The organism is Shewanella livingstonensis (genome assembly GCF_003855395.1).
In the GTDB taxonomy this organism is placed as follows: Bacteria; Pseudomonadota; Gammaproteobacteria; order Enterobacterales; family Shewanellaceae; genus Shewanella; species Shewanella livingstonensis.
The window spans coordinates 3,720,489-3,740,563 of the sequence record NZ_CP034015.1; the positions used below are offsets into that span (position 1 = coordinate 3,720,489).

Below are 20,075 nucleotides of genomic sequence, written 5' to 3' on the forward strand. Positions count from 1 at the left end.
TATTACATATCAACCATTAACACAGGTTGCCCAAATGCTTTTAACTTCGCATTAGATTGCTTAAAGTATTGGCTCCAAAATTGTTTTAATGGCAGCATTTTCTCACCGCCACGAAACCCTTTTGTGTCCGACGCTATCCAACCTGCGCCAAGTACATAGATATCAGCCTGATTAAAGTCACTGAGCATATTTGCCTGAGTCACTTTGGTGATTTCTTGTTCTGGTGCAATGGTTTTCAATGAGTTGCTGGCATAAAAACTAGTCACGTCTGAGTTTTCAACCATGTCTGACACTAACAATAATACACGGCGACCTTCACTGTCGGCGGCGACTATCGGTGCAATAACTTGTGATAGATTTGACAATATTTCCGTTTTTGGCACATCAACAGCGTCTTTTTTAAAGGACTGAATAATGCTCGAGTCCACTTTACGCTGCACAAACGTGCCTTGTTGGTTCATGCAATTATCAAACTTTCTCAAGAGCTTTTTCGATACATCATCACGATCTTCAATATCGGTATCTAACTTACCCGTGAACAATATATTGGTATAAAAATCTTCTACGTAGGCACTAAAATTAATGATGGTAATTTTGTCGCCCGGTTGTAAAAAAAGCTGCACTTTTTGATGCACAAGCTTTTTAATATTCATGTCAGGCGAAAACGTGCCATCAATTGCCACAAATAGATGACGTTCAGCGACTTGAGTTGCCGTTTGAGGATTGACTTTAGCATAGTCATAACAACTTTTAATATCATTTCGTTCAGCAGCAACACCATACTGAGTCGATGCTAGAAATAATGCACTACATAATCCTATCTTGGTTGCATTTAATGCCATTAGCTCATCTCCTGCATTAACTCTTTACGTAATCGCTCACGCATTTGCTCTTCGGTTTCAACCACTTTTTCAGCTTTGCTTTTAGCGATTTCAGCGAGCAACTCTTGACGAATTCGCGCTTCTGCTTCGGCTGACGTTTCTACTGCTGCAACGGCTGGTGCCACAACGGTTTCAACAACAATGGTTTCTGGCACAACGACTGCGTCTAATACAGGTGCAACGAGCTCTGCTGGTGTAGGAGCGACTGCTGCTTCGGGGTGAGCATTAGAAGCATGTAATGCCCTGTTATCAATTTGAGTTTGGTGCTCTCTTCGTCGAGTCGACTGGTCAAATTTAGTTTCGGCTGCCCCAAGCTCTTCCATGTATGTTAAAAATGAGCGATCGCCGCAGGCTTCTAATACGTGCAACACTTTAGGATCTTGACAGTTGGTTTCTGCACGCTGATTCATTTTTTGTTGCAGGTTGGTCAATCTTTTTTGCGCAATACGAGCAACTTGTTGCTTCAAACGGGAGTAGTGGGCTTTAAATTCTCGCTCACTTTTAAAAGGACCAATTTCTTTACGTGCATCACTAGAGTGTTTACCGGCAAAACCGGTTTTAAAACCGATTAAAATGCCGAATATTTGTAATAGCACAAATAAGAACGCCAAGAAGATAAATGTACCCCAACCACCTTTTTTCTCACGGTCCCATATATCTTCATCACTTTTAGCATCGGTCTCTTGCTTATTTTGTAACAATATAGCGGGTACAGCTTCTGCGTATGGATCTTGTTCTTGATACATAGAAGAGCTAGTGTCAATAATCACCGTTTCAATATGCTCTCGTTCTAATACTTGACCGCGTACGTATGTTGCCAGTACCGCGATAACGATAATTGCGACAGCAGTAATAATAGTCACCAAGTAACGTGGTTTCACCTCAGCATTGGTCGCGATACGATTAATTAGCTGCTTATATTGTGGCTCAGCATCATCTTCAAATGTTTTATCTAAATTAATACGGGTATTGGGCGCAAGTTCAGGTGTATTTCGATCTCTGTTTTTCGCATTTTTCCACCATACTTTTGCTTTTTTGATTAGCGAGTTACCGTGAAGTTCATGCCCCGTAAAGTGAGTTAAGCCCACAAGCAGTACTGAAATAATAAAGGCTATACCGATAGCACCTTGTTGCTGCATCGATTCAGATGCGCCCGGAATGGTAAAACCAGACAGTACATAACTGAACCCCATAGCTTCAACAAACACTAATGCGGCAATGAGCACCCAACCAATGGCGTGCAAGTTATTACGGCCATTTTCAGTTACTTTGCCAAGATAATCTTGGCTTTTAGCAAATAACTCTTCATCTTTATTCACTTTTTCATAATGACTGGCAAAATCAGCACATAATGACACTTCACTGTTTAACCATGTTTTATTGTACACTTTTACGGGTGTCTCATAATCTTTTGACAAACGCTTCTCTTTACCGACCAAGGGTAACGAGTAATACACATTGAGCCACCAAAAACTGACTTTATCCCACCAAATGGTGATCATGACGATCAACATCAAAGTCGTTAGCAGTGCAGATACTAATATTCGGTATTCATTAAATAGGGTTGTTAAAAAATCCATTTTTACTCCATAACACTTATTTGTTATAACAATTTAGGTTCAAAGTTAGCTTCGTAAACTGTTTTATTTTTTTCATAATATAATTTGCCAGCGATCGCCTTTGCCGTTTTATCAATTGGCATAACAATATCCATGCAACGAACTGGAGCATTACGGTCCGTAGAGAAAACGCGGTATAATAGACCTGTTTCGCCGTAATAGGTTTCTATTGAGCTATTGACTTGGTAGCTTGGGGTGTCTTGTGTTTTACCACTATCAAAATCTTTCCAAATGTTAATCACCGGCGCTGTAACCGCAGCGCCACCATTACTGATAACAGCAACAGGCGTAAGGCCAATATAATGACCATTGACTTTTTCAACCCACACAGTGCCATTCATGCCAGGTAAGTAATCACCAGTATTGTAATCACTCTTTTGATAACGATCGCCGGTTGCCAGGCTCTTGACCTCACCATCAACTCGAGGACCTTCTGCAGCACAATTTAAATTTGATATTTCTGATGCATACGCTTTACTAAACAGGGCAAAACTATCTTGCTTTCTCTCACCCACTAAATACGCAAAATTTGATGCTATTTGGGTCATTTCTGTACCACCAAAATCGACACTTGGTACCTTAAGGCTGGTAGGCTTGACCAATTTTTTCACTTGAGCTTGAGACACCTTGGCTAAATCAATTTGAGGGGTTTGTGACCCCGAGCTTGAACGTGTTGTTTCTTTTGCTGGCGCTGCAACCGAATTAACCCGGTCTTGTGAGCGACGAGATAGATACGCTAAGTTTGATTTTTGTTTTGATGAATATGCGAGTAATTGTTCTGGTTTGCCAACAATCTCAATGACTTCAACTCGACGGTTTTGAGCTTTACCGGATTCAGCGCGATTGGCCGCGACAGGCTGACTTTCACCAGCACCTTGGAAATATAATCGCTCCGGTGCAATGCCCGCTTCACTGAATATTTGGGCAACGTATCGTGCTCTTTGCTCGCTTAAACTTTGATTCAACTCTTCACTGCCACTAGAATCTGTATGGCCGGTTATCAAGATGTTTGCTGATGAGTCTTTGTAAATCTCTGACAATTTTTGAAACTGTACTTTGGCTTTATTGGTTGCGATAGCAGAACCCGAAACGAACATGGTGTCATCGTTACTTGAAATGGTCGCCGCCATGCCGACATCCTGGTAGTCGGCGTACTTTTCTGCATCTTCACCGGTGACCGTATTGTCGGTGGAGTTGATGAATATACTCGATGGAGAATCTTCAGCAGTACTGGTACTAATCGAGGCATATTGGATATTGAGGTTTTCGGCTTTGGCTAATGCTTCTAAGGCTTCGCGTTTTTTCTGAACATCATACCCAATCGTACAACCAATCGCGGCCCCAGCAGCGGCACCATAGGCAATCCCGTCCTTACCAGCAATATAATTACCCAGTAATGCGCCTAAACCCGTACCGATGGCACAACCAATCAATGTTTCTTTATTTTTTTTCAATGGATCCGTTGATACACAACTGGTCAGTGAAAAAACGACAGCTACGGCTACCGCGATAGGTTTTATTTTCATGTCATTCCTTAACAAGGCGATGCTCCACAAGAATACTTTCGTATGATTAACTATTGTTAACGATTAGAAAGAGATTCAGTTAAAAAGTCAATTAAAAAAAGGGGTTAGTTTGACAATGTTCAATTAAAAAATGAATCAGAACACTTTTTGGTCGATTATATTTTGTTGCCAGCTCATATTGTTCTTTTAAGCAACTGAGCTTGTCATAATCAATTGTTGCGGCTCATGATGGGAATGATATGGCCAAAAAGCTTACCGTTATATCATTGTAAACTGATGTGTTATGACATTATCTGGCCAACTGAATTCAGTTAGCCGCGTTAAGCTCGTTAAGCTATGAGACAATTATGCCAACTCCCGTTCGTGTTTTTGTTGTCAATGGTGTTCACGCGAACAAAACCTAAATATCCACTTCATGTGATTTCTATCAGCGGCGAAAAAGTCCTACACGCAGAGTCAGTACCCATTTTCCTCATAAGCTGATGTAGATTTTAATACCATTAATTTTGATGAATGGATTGCTCTAACTGCCACGGGGAGAAATGCGCATTAAATAGGTGGAAAACTGAATTAATTAGGTGGTTAGGTGGAGTTTCACACAGGGCAAGGCTAAAATACCCGCCCCCTAAAATAGGCTGCCTCGGCTAAAGTGTCCACATCATAGAATCAAGAAAAAATAGTTCTAGGCTATTTTACACATGCAAACAAGCAAACCCTATGCCCCTGATTTAAAATAACCTTTTCACTTAACGCGATTTCCTCCTGAGACTGAAAATGGCCAAAAAGCCAGCCATTGAGACACCATTATCAGACGTTGCAAAATGAGACCTCTGACGTGGGGGGCCTAAGAATAGGTCAGATGGGATCTGTTTTATGCGCTGAATAAGCCCCTTCTCGATAACAGAAAGCCATTTCCTTCGCTCTGCAAGGCAAGGTTAACCGACAGACCGTTCATTATTGGCAGCGGTTTGAAATACACATGGGTTAGGTTTACAGCACCTGTTGTCACGAGTGTTTTCCATCACTGGAACGACACATGCCCATCCAATTGATATAGGTCGTCACTCTTTACGTCACATGTTATCTCGCGCAGCAGCGAGTAAAGAGTGACAACCTCGTTATCAATATGTCATTACATGCTTATCCATTTGGCTTGGTAAGAAAGCACTTACCTACTTATCTGTCGTCTCAGGGTAAAGGCTGTTCCACCATTGTGGCTCGTCTTTAAGTTTCATATCAAACCAGGCCATGGTGGTGTTCCACCAATCAAAGCGCGCCTGGCGGGTATTGATGTGATGGTCTTGATCATTAAACTCCACCAGCTCCACCTCTTTACCCAACAACTTAAGTGCGGTGTACATGTAATGGCTTTCGCCCACCGGCACGTTGGTATCGGCATTGCCGTGGATCAGCAATAACGGCGTAGTGATTTTATCGGCATGATAAAGCGGACTTTGCTCGACATAAAGCTCAGGATTATTCCACGGAAAACTGCCGCGACTCGCGACGCCAGAATAGCCATACCCCCACCAGCCATGACCCCAGTACGATGATAAATTACTGATCCCCGCATGTGACATCGACGCGGCAAAAATATCGGTTTTTGTCGCCAAGTACATGGTCATAAAGCCGCCATACGACGCGCCCATGTTACCGACTCGTTTTGCATCAACATAGCTGTGGGCATTCAAGAATGCTTTAGTGCCTTCAATAATGTCGTCTGCACTGTACTTGCCCCAGGCATTAACATGACGTCCGCTAAAGGCTTGGCCGTAGCCGGTGGCACCATTAGGTTGCAACACATACACCACATACCCTTGGGCTGCCCATAAATTAAATGGCCAGCGGCCAGTAAAGTGACGCCCTACCGGTGAAGTGCCGCCATAGTAGTACACCAATGCAGGGTACTTTTTATTGGCATCAAAATCGGCAGGTAGGTACACACGGCCGTCAATGTTATGCCCATGCTTGTTGGTAAAATCAAAATCTTCAATTTTACCTAAACGCGTATCGGCATAGTTTTGCTTTTGGCTGTCAAATAACACCTGTTTACGGCTTGAATTAAGCGACATACGGTAAGCTTTTTGCGGCGCAGTGGCCGAGGTGCCTGCAACCACTAAGGTCGGCGAAGATTGCTTGGTGGCCACACTGAAACCGTCAACCATATCGACACCGGTGTCGATGAGGCTAAAACGGCTTTTACGCTTATCAAACAAGTAAAGCGGTGAGCGATCGCCTTCGGTAACGGTGACCAATAAATCATCATTTTCAAGCTTGATCATGCTGCCAATGGCTGGGTCGAACGCTTTGCTTAATGCACTGACATTGCCCTTAGCATCACGCCAATATAACTGACCATCATAATCATTGACCTCAATGTTGGGGTCTTGCATGCCTGTGCCGTCCATAAAGCGCGGCCCAGCGGTAATGTACATGCCATCATCTGCATATAAAGCACCACTGAAGCTGCGATATTCACCAATTATAGTTTCGCTTAAATCCGCTACCTTAAGTTCGATGAGCTGAGTGATACCATGAGCTGGTGCTTTGTAATCCACAGGTGATCGAGTCAGCAACAAGCTGCCGTTATCGGCATTACTGTCTAACAGCGAACTGGTGATTTTACTGTCGGTAAGTTGGCGAATAAACCCCGAGGCCACATCTAATTGATAAAGCTGACTATTGTTACGCCAATAACTCCAGCGATCTTCCAATGCTTGAAAACGCTTTGAGGTGGCTTTGTCATCTGCTTTAAACGGCTTTTCCCAACTAAACAGTAAACTGTCGCCAAACCACTGTAACCCAGACACATTATCAAGCTCAGTGGCGGCAATATCGATAGTTAAATCAGCGACATTGAATAATTGAATTTGCTTGTTAGCCACAAACGCGAGGTGTCTTGAATCATCAGACCATACCGCACTGCTCGGGCGGCTATCTTGCCAGCGATAAATTACGCTGTTGTCTGGCAATTTGCGCAGCTCTGTCACTTGGATCGGTTTATCGCCCTGAGCGGCTTGATACTCAATGGTTGATTGCAGTAGATATTTACCATTTGGCGATAAGGTTAAATTGCTAATCACTTTTGAGTCAAAAAGCTGCTCTGCCGATACGCGTTGTGTTTGTTGCGCGGTAACATCGAGCTCATCAACATCGCTTTTACCTTGCCAATCGAGGCCAAAAGGCACGTCTTTTTGTAAGCCATCTGCAAGCAACATGAGTTGATAATCACCGTTAGCAAGTTCAAGCTCGACCTTGTCGGCTGATTTCACTAACTGGCCATTAAGGTACACCTGAGGGTTTTCAAGGCCTTTAACGGTTAATGTACCTTGCGTAAATCGCTGTGTAGAAACAGGTAAACGATAAGCTAACCAGCCCTCTCCTTCTACTTTCGATGTGGCGGCTTGCCAGGAAAGCGCTTGATTAAATACCCTAACCTTACTGGCCTTATTTGCTTGACTGAGCTTTGCCACTACATTGGCACGCAAGGCATCGGCTTGAGCGCTTTTAGATAACGTCGTAGCAGAGGCTTGTGTCACAGGGCCAATACGCTCAATGTGCTTAGCATCAATCTCGACGCCGTGAGCCATGCCCGAAATGGCCATCGCTAAACTGGTCAATACCAGAGAAAAAGCTTTCATTACATGTCCTTTTGTTTTAATTAACCAGTGCGTAATTAACCAGTGCGTAATTAACCAGCTTGTAATAAATCAGTTTTTAATAGGCCAGTTAATTATTTTTAGTGAGTTATTTATTATTCATCGCTATCTATTTTCGATAATCGCTAAGGTAAACCACATTCGTGGTGTCTACCGGGCCATCTTCAACATCAAGATCTTGTAACCAGGTATCGATAAACACATCGTTAGCAAAAAAGTGGCTACTGCGCCCTTTTGCATTTCGAGGGAATTGTCCCATAAAGGCGCTAAATTCAATAAACTGATTGGGCATTAACAACATTCCATCTTTATGACATTGTTGCTCTAAGTGCCAGGCAACTTCGTTTAAATGCCCTTGTACGCTACGATCACCTCGTGGATGAAATGCACAGGTAGTAAATTTATCGTGATATCGTGCGATGGCTAAGTCAGCCTCAACACTATCAACGCCTTTTTTATTGGCTAAAAACATAAAATTAGACAGCATCATTTTCTCGAACATATTGAGAAAATCAATTTCATCACCCTTTTTTGTCGCCAAAAATGTCAAGCAATAGCGGCTAACATAATCCATCACTAATAAGTATTTTTTGCGCTTAACGGTGACACAATGCACCACCCAATGCCATTGAATGCCATCGTGCTCATGCGGTTCAACATCTAAAGGGAAAACAGGAGTCGCGACTGACTCAGCAATGGTTTTATGCGGTGCAGCCTCTAAACAAGACAACACTTCGCCTTTGCGAGTGACACTAAAAAACTCTGCAGCCGCTTTGGTACAGTTAAACACTAACATCAGCAATCCATCGAACATAAGCCAGAAATTGAACTGATTATATCAACAACAGGATATTAACGACCACTACACAAGGTTAATTAACGCCAAATATCATGCTTAGTTTGTAAGCGCTTATTATCAGTAGCATTGCTCGTGAGCACCCGCCCCGTTTGCCATCGCATGATAATGGTTATCTCGCAAAATACTGTATCCACTGCTAAGTTAACGAGGTACTCATTCAATTCAAGGATTAACATGCAGATCATTCACCATGGCGCGGTTAATGGAGTAACGGGGTCTTGCCATCAGCTCGACATTAACCCACAACACCCAAGCAGTTACCTTATCGATTGTGGCTTATTTCAAGGGGCTGAAACCGCAGGTCAAAACTCAGCGGATCAATTGCAAATAGACTTCACTATCGACAATATCAAAGCGTTAATCGTCACTCATTGTCATATCGATCATGTTGGCCGAATTCCCTATCTACTCGCAGCAGGCTTTAATCAACCCATTTACGCCACTACGGCAACCGCGTCGTTATTGCCATTAGTGATTGAAGATGCATTAAAAGTGGGCGTGACTCGCGATAAAAAGCTGATTCAAGCGTGTTTAAATCAGCTCAACAAACTCATTGTGCCGATAGATTACAACCAATGGATTTCACTGCCTGTTAATCTGAGTTCCAATGCGACTCAGCCTGTTAATCAAATTAAACTCAAATTTAAACCTGCGGGGCATATTCTTGGTTCAGCCTATGTCGAGCTTGACCTAAAAGGGCCGAATAACAAACATCGAGTGGTATTTTCAGGTGACTTAGGCGCAACCTATGCACCTTTACTTCCCAGCCCTAAAAGCCCTTACCGAGCAGATACCTTAGTCATTGAATCAACCTACGGCGATAAAAACCATCAAGGCCGCAAAGATCGCAGCAAACAGCTTAGGGGGATTATTAAAAAAGCGGTACAGGACAATGGCGTGGTATTAATCCCTGCATTTAGTATCGGACGTACACAAGAGTTGCTCTACGAGTTTGAACACATCATTTATCGTAATCAACACAACCCCATGTGGCAAAATATCGACATTATTGTCGACTCCCCCATGGCAGCAAACTTCACCCAAAAATACAGGGAATTTAAGAACCTGTGGGACAAAGAGGCTAAGCGAAAACTTAAACAAGGCCGTCATCCGTTAGATTTTGAACAACTCACCACCATCGACAGCCATCAAGATCACTTGGCGGTGATCAACTATTTAGATTCGGTCAATAAGCCCGCCATCATCATTGCCGCATCGGGCATGTGCACGGGAGGCCGAATTAGCAACTACCTTAGCCGCTTTTTACCCAAAGCCACTACCGACGTATTATTTGTCGGCTACCAAGCTAAAGGCACCACAGGTCGAGACATACAAGAATACGGACCTCAAGGCGGATACGTGTATATCAACGAACAAAAGATTGATATTAACGCCACGATTCACACCATCAGTGGTTACTCCGCTCACGCAGACCAACACAACCTCATCAATTTTGTTAAACGCATGCACCACAAACCTAAACATATTCGTATTGTTCATGGCGATGATGAGGCTAAACAAGCGTTGGCCTCAGCATATCAAGCATTGTTACCCATGGCAGAGATTGAGATCGGTAAAGCCTAACAACACCAAACGGCAATCAAAAACAGTTCACCGGTGAGATGACAAGTTAATGACCAAATTTAACTCTGACACCTGCGTTAGCAATAAACCCATCATTACGTGACCAGATATCAGTAGTCCATTGGCCGCTAGGCGATCTATTAGGCAGTAACATAGGATGTTCATCGGTTTGTTTTACATCGAGTAAGTTTTCTAAGTTAATAAACCAACTGACTCTGCCAACAGTAATTTCGCCCATTAAACCCAGATGCCAATAAGGATTGGTTTCATCAATATAAGGGTTATCGTTAACGTTTTGAGTACCGGTATAATAAGCTTCAAAGCCCGCTCTAAAATTGCCATGTTGCTCCCACATAGCGACAAAACCACCAGAGTGACGTGGTGTTAAGGCAATGGCTCTTCTGCCGTCCCCGTCGGGTGACACTTCAGTTGCATCTAGATACAAGTAACTTGCGGTCAACTTAACATCGCCTAAATAGTAACGCAGCAACACTTCAGAACCACGGATCTGACTTTCGCCGGGTGCATTAACCAACCTAACAGCGTCTAAGGAACCATCGTTATTGGCAGAGAAAGCCTCTAAACCCGTGACGTTATCCACATTCGAGCCAAACAAGGTCAAACTCGTTTCCACATCATCAAAGGTATAACTCACATCAAGCGAAGCCGTTTTCGCGCGCTCTTCTTGTAAGTTGTCAATCGGCGCTAACCTTGATAATCCTGCAGCCTCAATCTCTTCAACAAACGGTGTAGGAGCAAAGTACCCTTCCCCATAAGAGCCTCTTATGGTTAAGTCACTTGGGCGATAAAGCACCGACACTCTTGGGCTAAATTGAGTACCATATTCACTGTGATCATCAATGCGCGCACTGTAAGAAGTGGTGATTTGGTCTGTCAGCTCATAATCAAGTTGAGCAAATGCACCCGGCACTTTATAAGAATAATCAAACTCAGGAAAAGTCTCAGAGGCAAAAATTTCAGACTGATAGGCTAAACCAACAACCCAATCACTGTTATCGGTATAACCTGCGATGCTATTTTCAAGTAAATAACTCTCGTGTTGGTCTTCTTCTATATCGGCACCATAAACATGCACATGATCTTGTACCATCGCCGATGCGCGAGTATTAAACGTCAGAGTCTCCAGTAACGGCATACTAAACACAAGGCCGCCATCAAGCCGGTCTGAATCTTGCGATTGCTCAAACGAAGTACCATCAGCGACCGTATTATCACCTAAAGTACCGCCAGTACGCTGCTCGGTCATAAACCCGCTAGTCACATACAGTGTTTGTCCTTCTTGCCCTTCCCAAAATAATCGAGGACGTACAGTGTATCGCTCATAACCTGCCAGATCGATCCAGCCGTCATCATCTATATCTTGCTTGTCTTGATAATGAGCACCTGCCGTCACCGACCCTTTTATATTCTCGCTCAATGGCGACTCAAAATAGGTGGTCACATCCTGACCATCGCGCGTGGTTGCATTGACCAACACTTCACCGCTTAATTCATCACCAGGCGTTCGAGACACAAGGTTAATGACCCCGCCGAGTGCTGAACCACCATAAAGTGATGACGCCGAGCCTTTAATAATTTCAACGCGACTTAAATCAGTCGGCGGCACTTGCAACAAACCAATCGATCCTGCTTGATTACCGTACAACGGTAAACCATCGGCCAATAATTGGGTATAACGACCATACAAGCCTTGTAGGCGAATATTAGCACTGCCTAACGCAGGTGAAGTTGTTTGTAACCTTACCCCACCCGTTTCTGCCACTAGCATAGAAATATTACCCGGTCTCATCGCTGCTTTTTCTTCAATCTCTTCGCGGTTAATGACCTCAACTCGAATAGGTTGTTCATCGGCAATTCGCCCAGAGCGAGTGGCTTGTATGACAATGGTTTCCATTTCTTCTTCGTGTTCATGCTCGTGTTCATCGACATCCACTTTTGGGGCATCATGCTCAGAATGTTCATGGTTTTCAGTCTGGCTCTTACTGTCATTCTCACTGTGATTTGCACTCTGTCCAGACGTATTTATCGAGTCGTCCACCACACTGGCTTCACTCACCCCAATAACACCTAGCGACAAAATTAATGACGCCGCGGAATAACTCAACATACAACTTCCTTTTAACAACACATTACCGAAAATGATATGCTTAAGCTTAAAGGTTACAGCCACTGGAAGGTCAATATGAAAATAAGTGAATTGGCATCAATTGCCCAGGTATCGGTTAAAACCATCCGATATTATGAGCAAATTGGTTTACTCTCTCCGCCAATCCGTACCAGTAATGGCTATCGTCATTACCAACAAAAAGACATTGAGACATTAGTGTTCATAAGACGATGCAGAGAATTAAACATCGGACTCGATGACATCAAGCGCTTGGTTGATACACAACAAGACCCAAAATCGTCGTGCGCACTAGTCGACAATATCATTGCCGAACAACTTGCCCGCATTCAACAAACCCAGCGAGAGTTGGCATTACTAGAACAATCATTAGCGGCACTCGCGAGCTGCTGTAAAAGCCATCAGATCAAAGATTGCAGTATTTTACAAACGCTGAAATCGGTTTAAGTGAATTAAAACAGTACCTTACAGGTACCGTTAGCAAAGGCAATGGGGTAATCCAGTGAACATTTGCAATGAGTGTTCGCCTTTCGGGAGCTAACGATTTTCGATTTTCCAGCATGTGGAAAACTATTTTGTTAACTGAGTGGGGTCGTGAGATAACGAATTTCGATTTTCCACTATGTGGAAAACGCTATTTTGTTAACTGAGAGGGTGTCGTGGGATAACGAATTTCGATTTTCCACTATGTGGAAAACGCTATTTTGTTAACTGAGTGAGGTGCTGAGATAACGAATTTCGATTTTCCACTATGTGGAAAACGCTATTTTGTTATCTGAGAGGGTGGCATTGGATAACGAATTTCGATTTTCCACTATGTGGAAAACGCTACTTTGTTATCTGAGAGGGTGGCATTGGATAACGATTTTCGATTTTCTGCTTTGGGCTTTTTGAGGACAATCTAGCGCGGAACTCATCGTGGAGCGGGTGGTGAAGCACCTAATGAAGACTCCGAATACATTAGCGCAAACCAACCTCGTTATCGACAATATCATTTGCAATAACGAGGCGGACCATACATTTTTGTGTCTGTTGTTTAAGTTAATTGCCAAGGTTCTCTAGGTATTTAACGAACGGAGCAAAATCACCTTTGTCAGCTTCCTTAAGGCAAGAGATATAAGCTTTGCGCTCTTCGCTCACTTTCTCTAGGTTGCCCTCTGCCCAGTTAAGCGGTGGCTCTTCTAGTAAAACCATGCGAACAACATCGGTAAATATACGCGAGTGCCTGCCGTTACCATTTGGGAAAGGGTGAATCTCAACAAGCTTGTGCTGTATGCGAGCGCTGAGCTCTAGATGTGAGTAGTGTTTGAACTTTACCCAGCACTTGGCATCTTCTAGAAAGTTGTGGAGCTTGGGCCTGATTTGGAAGGGATCACAGCCAATGCTTAACTCTTTGTTTCGAGTGGCCCCAGCCCAGGTCCATACATCACCAAATAGGTGCTGATGGAGGGCAAGAACGAACTCAGCCGAGAAAATAGAATCCAGCGTTAGGCCAGAGATACCACTAACCCATTGCTGGCCTGCTAGGATATTGGATTGTTCAAGTTCGTTAAGTTGTTCTCTTGTTGTTACGTGTGGGTGTTTCAACCCTTCCATATCATCTGGATCAAGCGGTGTAGCAGCTTCTGGTTCATCAATAATCAAAATACTTTGTCTTCCATATTTTTACCCCATAGCTTACGCCCACCGGCACGCATAATTTCTTCGGCTAGTTCATTTATTAAGATATTTTCTTTCTCTTTGCTAACTGATTGCGCCTCTAGAAACATATTTTTAGATGCTTTCTTTACTTCTATTGTCGCAATCATCAGCGCACGCTCTTGCATTATGTCAGAAACAGCCTTTTTAGGTTTTAGAGTGTATGAGAAGTCACAGTCTAGAGCTTCAGCCAGTTGCCTTAACTGATTTAGAGTTATGTCGCCATCAGCCTCGCGCCTTTCAAGGACTGAAATTCTATTTCTTGTCATGCCAGCTCTATCTGCTAGCTGGGCGCCTGACATATCCAGAGCTTTTCTTACTGTTCTAATCCAGCCCTCTTTAGGTATTGAGGGGATTAGCGTTCCCTTAACTGCATCAACCAGTTCTCTGTACTGTCTTAAAACCGTTTTCTTAACGGGTTGTTGCTTGTGCGGATTGCTTCGAAAAGAGTACATAGTAACCTCGTTTTCCATTGTTTATGTCTTAAGCGTAATCGAAATTAGATACACTTTCCATTTTGCGTATTTCAATATGATGACACAAATTTGATATTTGTATCACATAATAGATACATAATATTTTGTATTGCATTTGTTTTGATTACAAAAAAACAGTAAATGCATCTTAATTAAGATACATATTTTGTTAGGCGTATGAGATTATAGATACTAATTATGATTTTGTATCTTAAAAAGGATACATCAAATTAACTATTGTAATTGGATTAAGATACAAAAAACCACTTAATAGCGGCCTTTTTGTGCTTGAAGGCTAGCTGAGGTGAGTAGCTCGCGCAAGACAATGAGGTCAAGTGTTGCCTCTTATCACCCATTACTTTTTGTATTTTAAAATCAGTAACCCCCCCAAAAAAACACAACTTGAGCCGTAGCTCACATTGGGGCGTGCGACGTGAGGTCGTATGAAGCGCTGTTCACCGCTTTTGAGTGAACCATCTGTATCACCAGATGAACCTAGGAACAATGGTTAAAGTCTGGCTTTATGGTTAAAGGGCTGTTTTATCTAATATGTCGAGAAAAATGAACCGCTGAGCAACCAGTATGATACTTTAATACTTGGTATGGCACTTTATTACTCGACCACAGTTAGTCGATACCCACCACCCGCCTCAATAAAAAGTGAGAAATTTTTAGCGTGACCATCGGTTGCCGCTAATAGCCAAAACAGCACCTGAGACTTCATGAAGTTAACTCGATCTTGCTCTGAATTGGTGGAGCCTAATAAAGATGACATAATCTGCTCAATATCGGGACCGCCGTGGCTTTCATATTTTCTCGCTAGCGGAATGTTTAATGCTTGGCAAAAGTCCTCTTGGGGCAAACGCATAATCCATTTACAGTAGATGATGCCCGTGGCGTTGAGTCTAGTAAAGACAGGATGCTCAGCAAAGAGGAAATTCACCGTTGGCCTCTCTCTTTGTATAAACAGGGGCATAATATGGTACTGCGGCCAAAACCAGTTTTTACCTTCACCTCGGGCAAACGCAAAACCCGCTGCTGACGAGGTGGGTGTATTGCTGCTTAGGGTGATTGACGCTAACTAGGCGAGTTTGGCTATCACATGTTTGTACTACAGGAAGGGGCGAAACGGGACGCCCTATTAAAGTAGATCTTTGAGCCGGTTTAACAGCGCTTTACGGCTACTATTAGCCACAATGAAGCATTTGAAACTCTGTTCAAAAGCAGGACGATCCCCTTTGAACTGATAGGCTTCGTTCAGCTGATGCAAATCGCGTGATGCCGCATCGTAACCACTGGCGCAAGTTCGATCCGCTTGCTCTTGTGCTTGCTGCCAGCAGCGCTCACGCTGATTGTAGAGATCCGTCAACATTTTCTCTTTTTCCGCTTTTTCAATCGCCATTTTTTTTGCGATCGCTGCGGCTTGCTCCTGCTGTAATTGGCTTTGAGCTTGTTCAAAGTAAGAAGAAATCACGTCGGGGGTTAACCAATACTGATAGGTTTCGTCTTTGTTGGCAGATTCTTTTCGCGTCATCGCTAAGGCTTGATGACGGGTTAGCTGGCCTTGTTCAAAAAGCGTGCTTAATAGCGTGTTTTTCTCCGCTTCCGTGAGATTATGCAGCCACACATCATACTGAAATTGGGCTTGTTTTGCTTGGTGACGTGGTTGTTCGTTCAGTACCATCGCAAGTGCTTTAACCCAAGCTAAGGAAATATCATACAACGCAGAAAAAGCCTGTAATTCCTCACTAAGATGCTCAAAATCGAATTGAATTAAAGGTATTTCCTCAAGTTCGTCATTACAATCTAACGCTTTGAGCCACATAAAGTACACAAGGCGCCAATTACCTTGGATTAACTCGCTGCGTAAACCAGCTAAATACTGGAAAAAGTCGTTAGCATTTTCATCGTCAAAATATTCATAATACTCCTCGAGGGAAAAAATCAGCAATTGCCATTCTTCACTTTCGTGTACATGAAACCCATCACGTGAAAAACCAAGTAACGCATCAGGAAGAGTTCCTGCTGGTAGCTTGATGTAAGCATCGATTGTGCCCCAATCGGCATAGTAAAAACCAATGTCGAAGTATGTTAACATCAGCTCAGCGGGTTCTGCCTTTAAGTCACTGTAGGTGTAATACACCTGAAAGGACGTAGCGCTGATCTCAGCGCGGCTTGAAACGGTTCTGAGTGATTGGCGTGCCTTAGCATCCAAGTACCCATCCAATCGCTCGAATTTATAGTATTGATATTCGCTCACGATGACCTTGCTATGCGTTAATGGTGAATTGAAAGGTGTGTTTTAACAAAGGCTGTACCTGAACCACTCTGGCGACGGGTTCAGCGTTTAAATAACGTCTGGGGTCAATGGTCACAAATCCCCAAAACTGTAAAAATCGCTCAATAAAACGTGATTCAATGAGTATGCTTAAACTTCTTTCTGACGAGAAGTCATCTTCCGTAGGGAAAGACTGTCGTAAATCGGGGAATGCCGTCATAACCTCTTCAACCAGCTGATCCACACTGTTGTGGCTTTGAATACGCCACAGCATGAACAACCAAAAGGGTCGCAAGTCGATATTGTATTCAAAACCGTCCAAATACCCCCAGTTATATTTGCTGATTGCAGCTTCTAACATAAGTTTGAAAAATGCTTGTATACCTTCGGCCTGATACTGTTTTTGCGCTGATTTTTTCACATGGTAGCGGCCGCTGCGTCGATAAATAATGCCACTAATTTCGGCTAGCACTCTGGTGTAGTGCAAAGCATTAAACTTATCTTCGTTACTACCTGCAAACTCACTGATACTAATGTGACGATCGAATTGAGCAACGGCAAACTCAGGCAATAACTCACTGGCCTGTTTGACCAATTTAGCCGGTAAGTTGCCTTTGCTCGTTGCTTTGAATGATCCATCTTGCGCCATGGCCTCATCAAGAATGAGAGCGAGATAACGCATCACCGGGCTGGCCAACAGCTCATATGGTGTGCTGATTGTCACCCACTGTAATTCATCGAAAGGCGCATAAAGCCAATTGGCCATTTGCGTTGGTGTCACACCACAAAAATCGGGATGAGGTTGATTATTGCGATCCTGGACTTTGTGCTGTAAAGCAGCGTTGAGTTCATCAAGGGTCAAATTTGGTTTCATTGCCAGCATGGCGTCGACATCATCAAAGACTTGGGCATGTTGTTTGGAGAGGCTGCTCATACAGCAACGTTTAAATTTTTTACCGCTGCCACAATGGCAAAGATCGTTACGACCAAGCTTCATTGTTATGTCCCTTCTTATTATTGTAGAAAAAGCGCTGCGTTTTCCTGTTTACGCTGCTCCAATGTCTTAGCAATCGCAGATACTGTCGTTTTACTGGTCCCTTGTTGCTGTGCAAGATAAGTAAATTGGCTGAGTGCTTCAGCAACTTCTTCAATAACTTGCCTTGCATCACTCCAATTCGAAAAGCCTGCACTGCTCGCAAGTTTTTGCATCACCTTAATCGGTGGCGCTTTGCCATAACCTCCGAATGCAGTGGCGTGTTCGTTAAATGGATGTGGGCTGTACGTAACATCGAAAAAAGGTGCAGGATTCCATTGGCCATCATCAGCTTGCAAAAACGCCCAGTTTTTACTGTGGTCGTCTTGGTTAGACGACAGTAGATTAAAAATGGCGCGGCGAAATTGCAGTTGCCCAGCGGCTGGAGATTTACACAGCTGACGGCTGGCTTTGATCAAGTCAATGTAATCTAAACTTGGCGTTCGAAAGTCTGTATCCAGCAGCCCGCAGGCGCTGTGCATATGCAAGCGGCCTGAACTGCGCTTGCTGCTTAAATGGGTCTGTTCAGTGAAGTAATCAAAACGCTTGAGCGCCAACCAAGCAGGCGCACCGCTTGTATTTGGTGCTTCAATAAGTTGCCAAATTGGCGGTTGGCACTTTGCTTGCTCGGCCATTTGCAAATAGACCGCCTCACACAAGCCTTCTTCATGACCGAGCGCTAGATTTTTCGAGGTAAACTTAATCAGCCAAGCTTCATCACCGGATTGGGCTACGGTTCGACAATGCTGAGTTTCCCCGGCAGGCATATAAATCTGCGCCTTTGGTCTTGCTCCACCCGAACTCCCCCCAGCGACTAATGCGGCCAACACTTGTTGAGTATGCCCATCTAAATCATCGTTGTTGTCATCCATATAACCTGACATTGAAGAATCGAACAGCGTTTGTGCTTCTAAGCCCAAGGTTGCTAAATCAATATCAGCGTGCGTCGAGGTTGAAAACTCAGACTCCGGAGAAAAAGACAGCGCCCCCATGCCTTTATCACCAACAAAGGCCAGCCTGTCCATCGCTGTTAATTGATTAGGCAGAATCCCTTTTTGCCGAAAAATACGATCTTGTAACAGCATGCCCCAACCATCGGGCAAACAATCCCCAAATACGCCATGCACACCTTGATGCGGTTGTTTAGGTGCTGCTTGAACTTGCGTATGAGCTTGTAAAGTAAAAGGCGATAAATTGCCAAACTGCTGCAAATAGCTGTCTGCATACTGAAAAAAAACGCCTTGCCGGTTCTGAGCCAAGACCCCTACCGATACCTGCTCACCTGAGCTTAACGTGCGGGTTACGGTGAGTTTTTGAATGGGTTTAAAACTCATCTTTTAGGACCTCATCAATGCTAATGGGGGTAGCAACGCGCTCTTTGTTAGGTTGGGTGAGCTGATAAAGCCTATCCAATGAGTCGAGAGTCTGCCAAAGCAACAGCAATTGGCAAAATGAAATTTGCCCTGTCAGCTCGAATTTCTTAATGGTGGACGCAGGCACGCAGCTGCGTTCTGCCAATGCCGTTCGTGATAGTTTTGCGCGTTGGCGTAACTCACGCAAATAAGCAGCATAGGCTTGGCTCACATCGGTATCATCAAGTAAGGTAAAATTCATCCGCAACGACTCAGTGGATACAGTTATATCCATTGTAGCGGTAAAGAAGCAAAAATAGCCACTATTGTATCCATTAATAGAAAAGGTATTGAAAATTTACTCGATAAAGCCTTTCAAAACGGCTATTTTTTAGCTCTAACAGCAAAGTGAAAACACCACTGTTTTTCGTACTCATAACCAAGAAGCTCCACTAAAATTGAGTAAAAGCCATAGGCAAGTGGTGGGCAAACAGGCATTTTTGAACAGTTTCTTTTCGATAAGCTAGTGACGTATTATTAGTGACGGTATAGCTTTTATTCTGGCAGCCTTACAGACTCCCCCAAGTCGGCTGGTTTAGCTGAACCCAGTTTTTCACACTCTAGGTCTACTGGAAAACAAAAAAGTGATCGTCTTCAATGTTATTGAGCGATCGGTTTCATGTTATTACGCAGCATAAAAGCATTGCTAGGACACCAAGCCATTATAGATACGCTTGGCTCTGATATTACAAGTAACCTGCAAGTGATCCTGTTAGATAAAATGTACGGAGATTTCAGAAACCAGCTATCTCATGGGTATATGCCTGCATCAAACTATTGGGGAACTGCTCCGAAGTATTTATGGTGGCTTGCTCTTCACATTTTAATGCTGCCTCTCGCGAGGCATTGGAAAGAAAACTACAAAGTAGAAGAGGCTGTTGAGTAATCTAAAGCAGGCAGTGCA

15 protein-coding genes and 1 pseudogene are annotated in these 20,075 nt (G+C 43.5%); 3 read left to right on the top strand and 13 right to left on the bottom strand.

Annotated features, from left to right (window positions below):
• Window positions 1-2: 2 nt before the first annotated feature.
• From EGC82_RS16040 to EGC82_RS16060, 5 genes are all read right to left on the bottom strand, one after another.
• Complete coding sequence (locus EGC82_RS16040) at window positions 3-842, bottom strand: hypothetical protein (RefSeq protein WP_124731656.1); 840 nt, start codon at window positions 840-842, stop codon at window positions 3-5.
• Complete coding sequence (locus EGC82_RS16045; RefSeq protein ID WP_124731657.1) at window positions 842-2,461, bottom strand: hypothetical protein; 1,620 nt, start codon at window positions 2,459-2,461, stop codon at window positions 842-844. Before EGC82_RS16045 ends, EGC82_RS16040 begins: the two co-directional genes overlap by 1 nt.
• Before the next feature lie 23 nt (window positions 2,462-2,484).
• Window positions 2,485-4,026: an OmpA family protein gene (locus EGC82_RS16050; protein ID WP_124731658.1), complete on the bottom strand. Its 1,542-nt coding sequence runs from the start codon at window positions 4,024-4,026 to the stop codon at window positions 2,485-2,487.
• Window positions 4,027-5,198: 1,172 nt separating this feature from the next.
• Window positions 5,199-7,667 carry an alpha/beta hydrolase family protein gene (locus EGC82_RS16055; RefSeq protein ID WP_124731659.1) on the bottom strand — a complete coding sequence of 823 codons (2,469 nt, stop codon included), beginning with the start codon at window positions 7,665-7,667 and terminating at the stop codon, window positions 5,199-5,201.
• A 127-nt stretch (window positions 7,668-7,794) separates the two neighbouring features.
• Window positions 7,795-8,481 (bottom strand): DUF6933 domain-containing protein, encoded by a 687-nt coding sequence (locus EGC82_RS16060; RefSeq protein WP_124731660.1) that lies wholly within the window; start codon window positions 8,479-8,481, stop codon window positions 7,795-7,797.
• Between the two features lie 237 nt (window positions 8,482-8,718).
• On the opposite strand from EGC82_RS16060, the gene EGC82_RS16065 reads away from it, so the two are divergent.
• Complete coding sequence (locus EGC82_RS16065; protein WP_124731661.1) at window positions 8,719-10,128, top strand: MBL fold metallo-hydrolase RNA specificity domain-containing protein; 1,410 nt, start codon at window positions 8,719-8,721, stop codon at window positions 10,126-10,128.
• 46 nt (window positions 10,129-10,174) lie between these two features.
• Here the strand turns inward: EGC82_RS16065 and EGC82_RS16070 are convergent, their stop codons facing one another.
• Window positions 10,175-12,256 carry a TonB-dependent receptor plug domain-containing protein gene (locus EGC82_RS16070; protein WP_124731662.1) on the bottom strand — a complete coding sequence of 694 codons (2,082 nt, stop codon included), beginning with the start codon at window positions 12,254-12,256 and terminating at the stop codon, window positions 10,175-10,177.
• Between the two features lie 75 nt (window positions 12,257-12,331).
• On the opposite strand from EGC82_RS16070, the gene EGC82_RS16075 reads away from it, so the two are divergent.
• Window positions 12,332-12,721 carry a Cd(II)/Pb(II)-responsive transcriptional regulator gene (locus EGC82_RS16075; RefSeq protein ID WP_124731663.1) on the top strand — a complete coding sequence of 130 codons (390 nt, stop codon included), beginning with the start codon at window positions 12,332-12,334 and terminating at the stop codon, window positions 12,719-12,721.
• A 594-nt stretch (window positions 12,722-13,315) separates the two neighbouring features.
• On the opposite strand, the gene EGC82_RS16080 is transcribed toward EGC82_RS16075, so the two are convergent.
• The 7 genes and pseudogenes from EGC82_RS16080 to EGC82_RS16115 form a co-directional block, all read right to left on the bottom strand.
• Window positions 13,316-13,918 (bottom strand): mobile mystery protein B, encoded by a 603-nt coding sequence (locus tag EGC82_RS16080; RefSeq protein ID WP_124013277.1) that lies wholly within the window; start codon window positions 13,916-13,918, stop codon window positions 13,316-13,318.
• Window positions 13,915-14,445 carry a mobile mystery protein A gene (locus tag EGC82_RS16085; protein ID WP_233768636.1) on the bottom strand — a complete coding sequence of 177 codons (531 nt, stop codon included), beginning with the start codon at window positions 14,443-14,445 and terminating at the stop codon, window positions 13,915-13,917. The genes EGC82_RS16080 and EGC82_RS16085 overlap by 4 nt, the downstream gene beginning before the upstream one ends.
• Window positions 14,446-15,073: 628 nt before the next feature.
• A pseudogene (locus tag EGC82_RS16090) lies at window positions 15,074-15,322 on the bottom strand (HipA domain-containing protein); the annotation flags it as partial.
• Between the two features lie 267 nt (window positions 15,323-15,589).
• Complete coding sequence (locus EGC82_RS16100) at window positions 15,590-16,708, bottom strand: hypothetical protein (protein WP_124731664.1); 1,119 nt, start codon at window positions 16,706-16,708, stop codon at window positions 15,590-15,592.
• A 10-nt stretch (window positions 16,709-16,718) separates the two neighbouring features.
• Complete coding sequence (locus EGC82_RS16105; protein ID WP_124731665.1) at window positions 16,719-17,723, bottom strand: YecA family protein; 1,005 nt, start codon at window positions 17,721-17,723, stop codon at window positions 16,719-16,721.
• A gap of 17 nt (window positions 17,724-17,740) precedes the next feature.
• On the bottom strand, window positions 17,741-19,093 hold the full coding sequence (locus EGC82_RS16110) for a type II toxin-antitoxin system HipA family toxin (protein WP_124731666.1): 1,353 nt from the start codon (window positions 19,091-19,093) through the stop codon (window positions 17,741-17,743).
• Window positions 19,083-19,373, bottom strand: a complete 291-nt coding sequence (locus tag EGC82_RS16115) for a helix-turn-helix domain-containing protein (protein WP_124731667.1) — start codon at window positions 19,371-19,373, stop codon at window positions 19,083-19,085. The genes EGC82_RS16110 and EGC82_RS16115 overlap by 11 nt, the downstream gene beginning before the upstream one ends.
• A 417-nt stretch (window positions 19,374-19,790) precedes the next feature.
• Between EGC82_RS16115 and EGC82_RS16120 the strand changes: the two genes are divergently transcribed.
• Window positions 19,791-20,057: a DUF4209 domain-containing protein gene (locus EGC82_RS16120; RefSeq protein ID WP_124731668.1), complete on the top strand. Its 267-nt coding sequence runs from the start codon at window positions 19,791-19,793 to the stop codon at window positions 20,055-20,057.
• Window positions 20,058-20,075 lie beyond the last annotated feature (18 nt).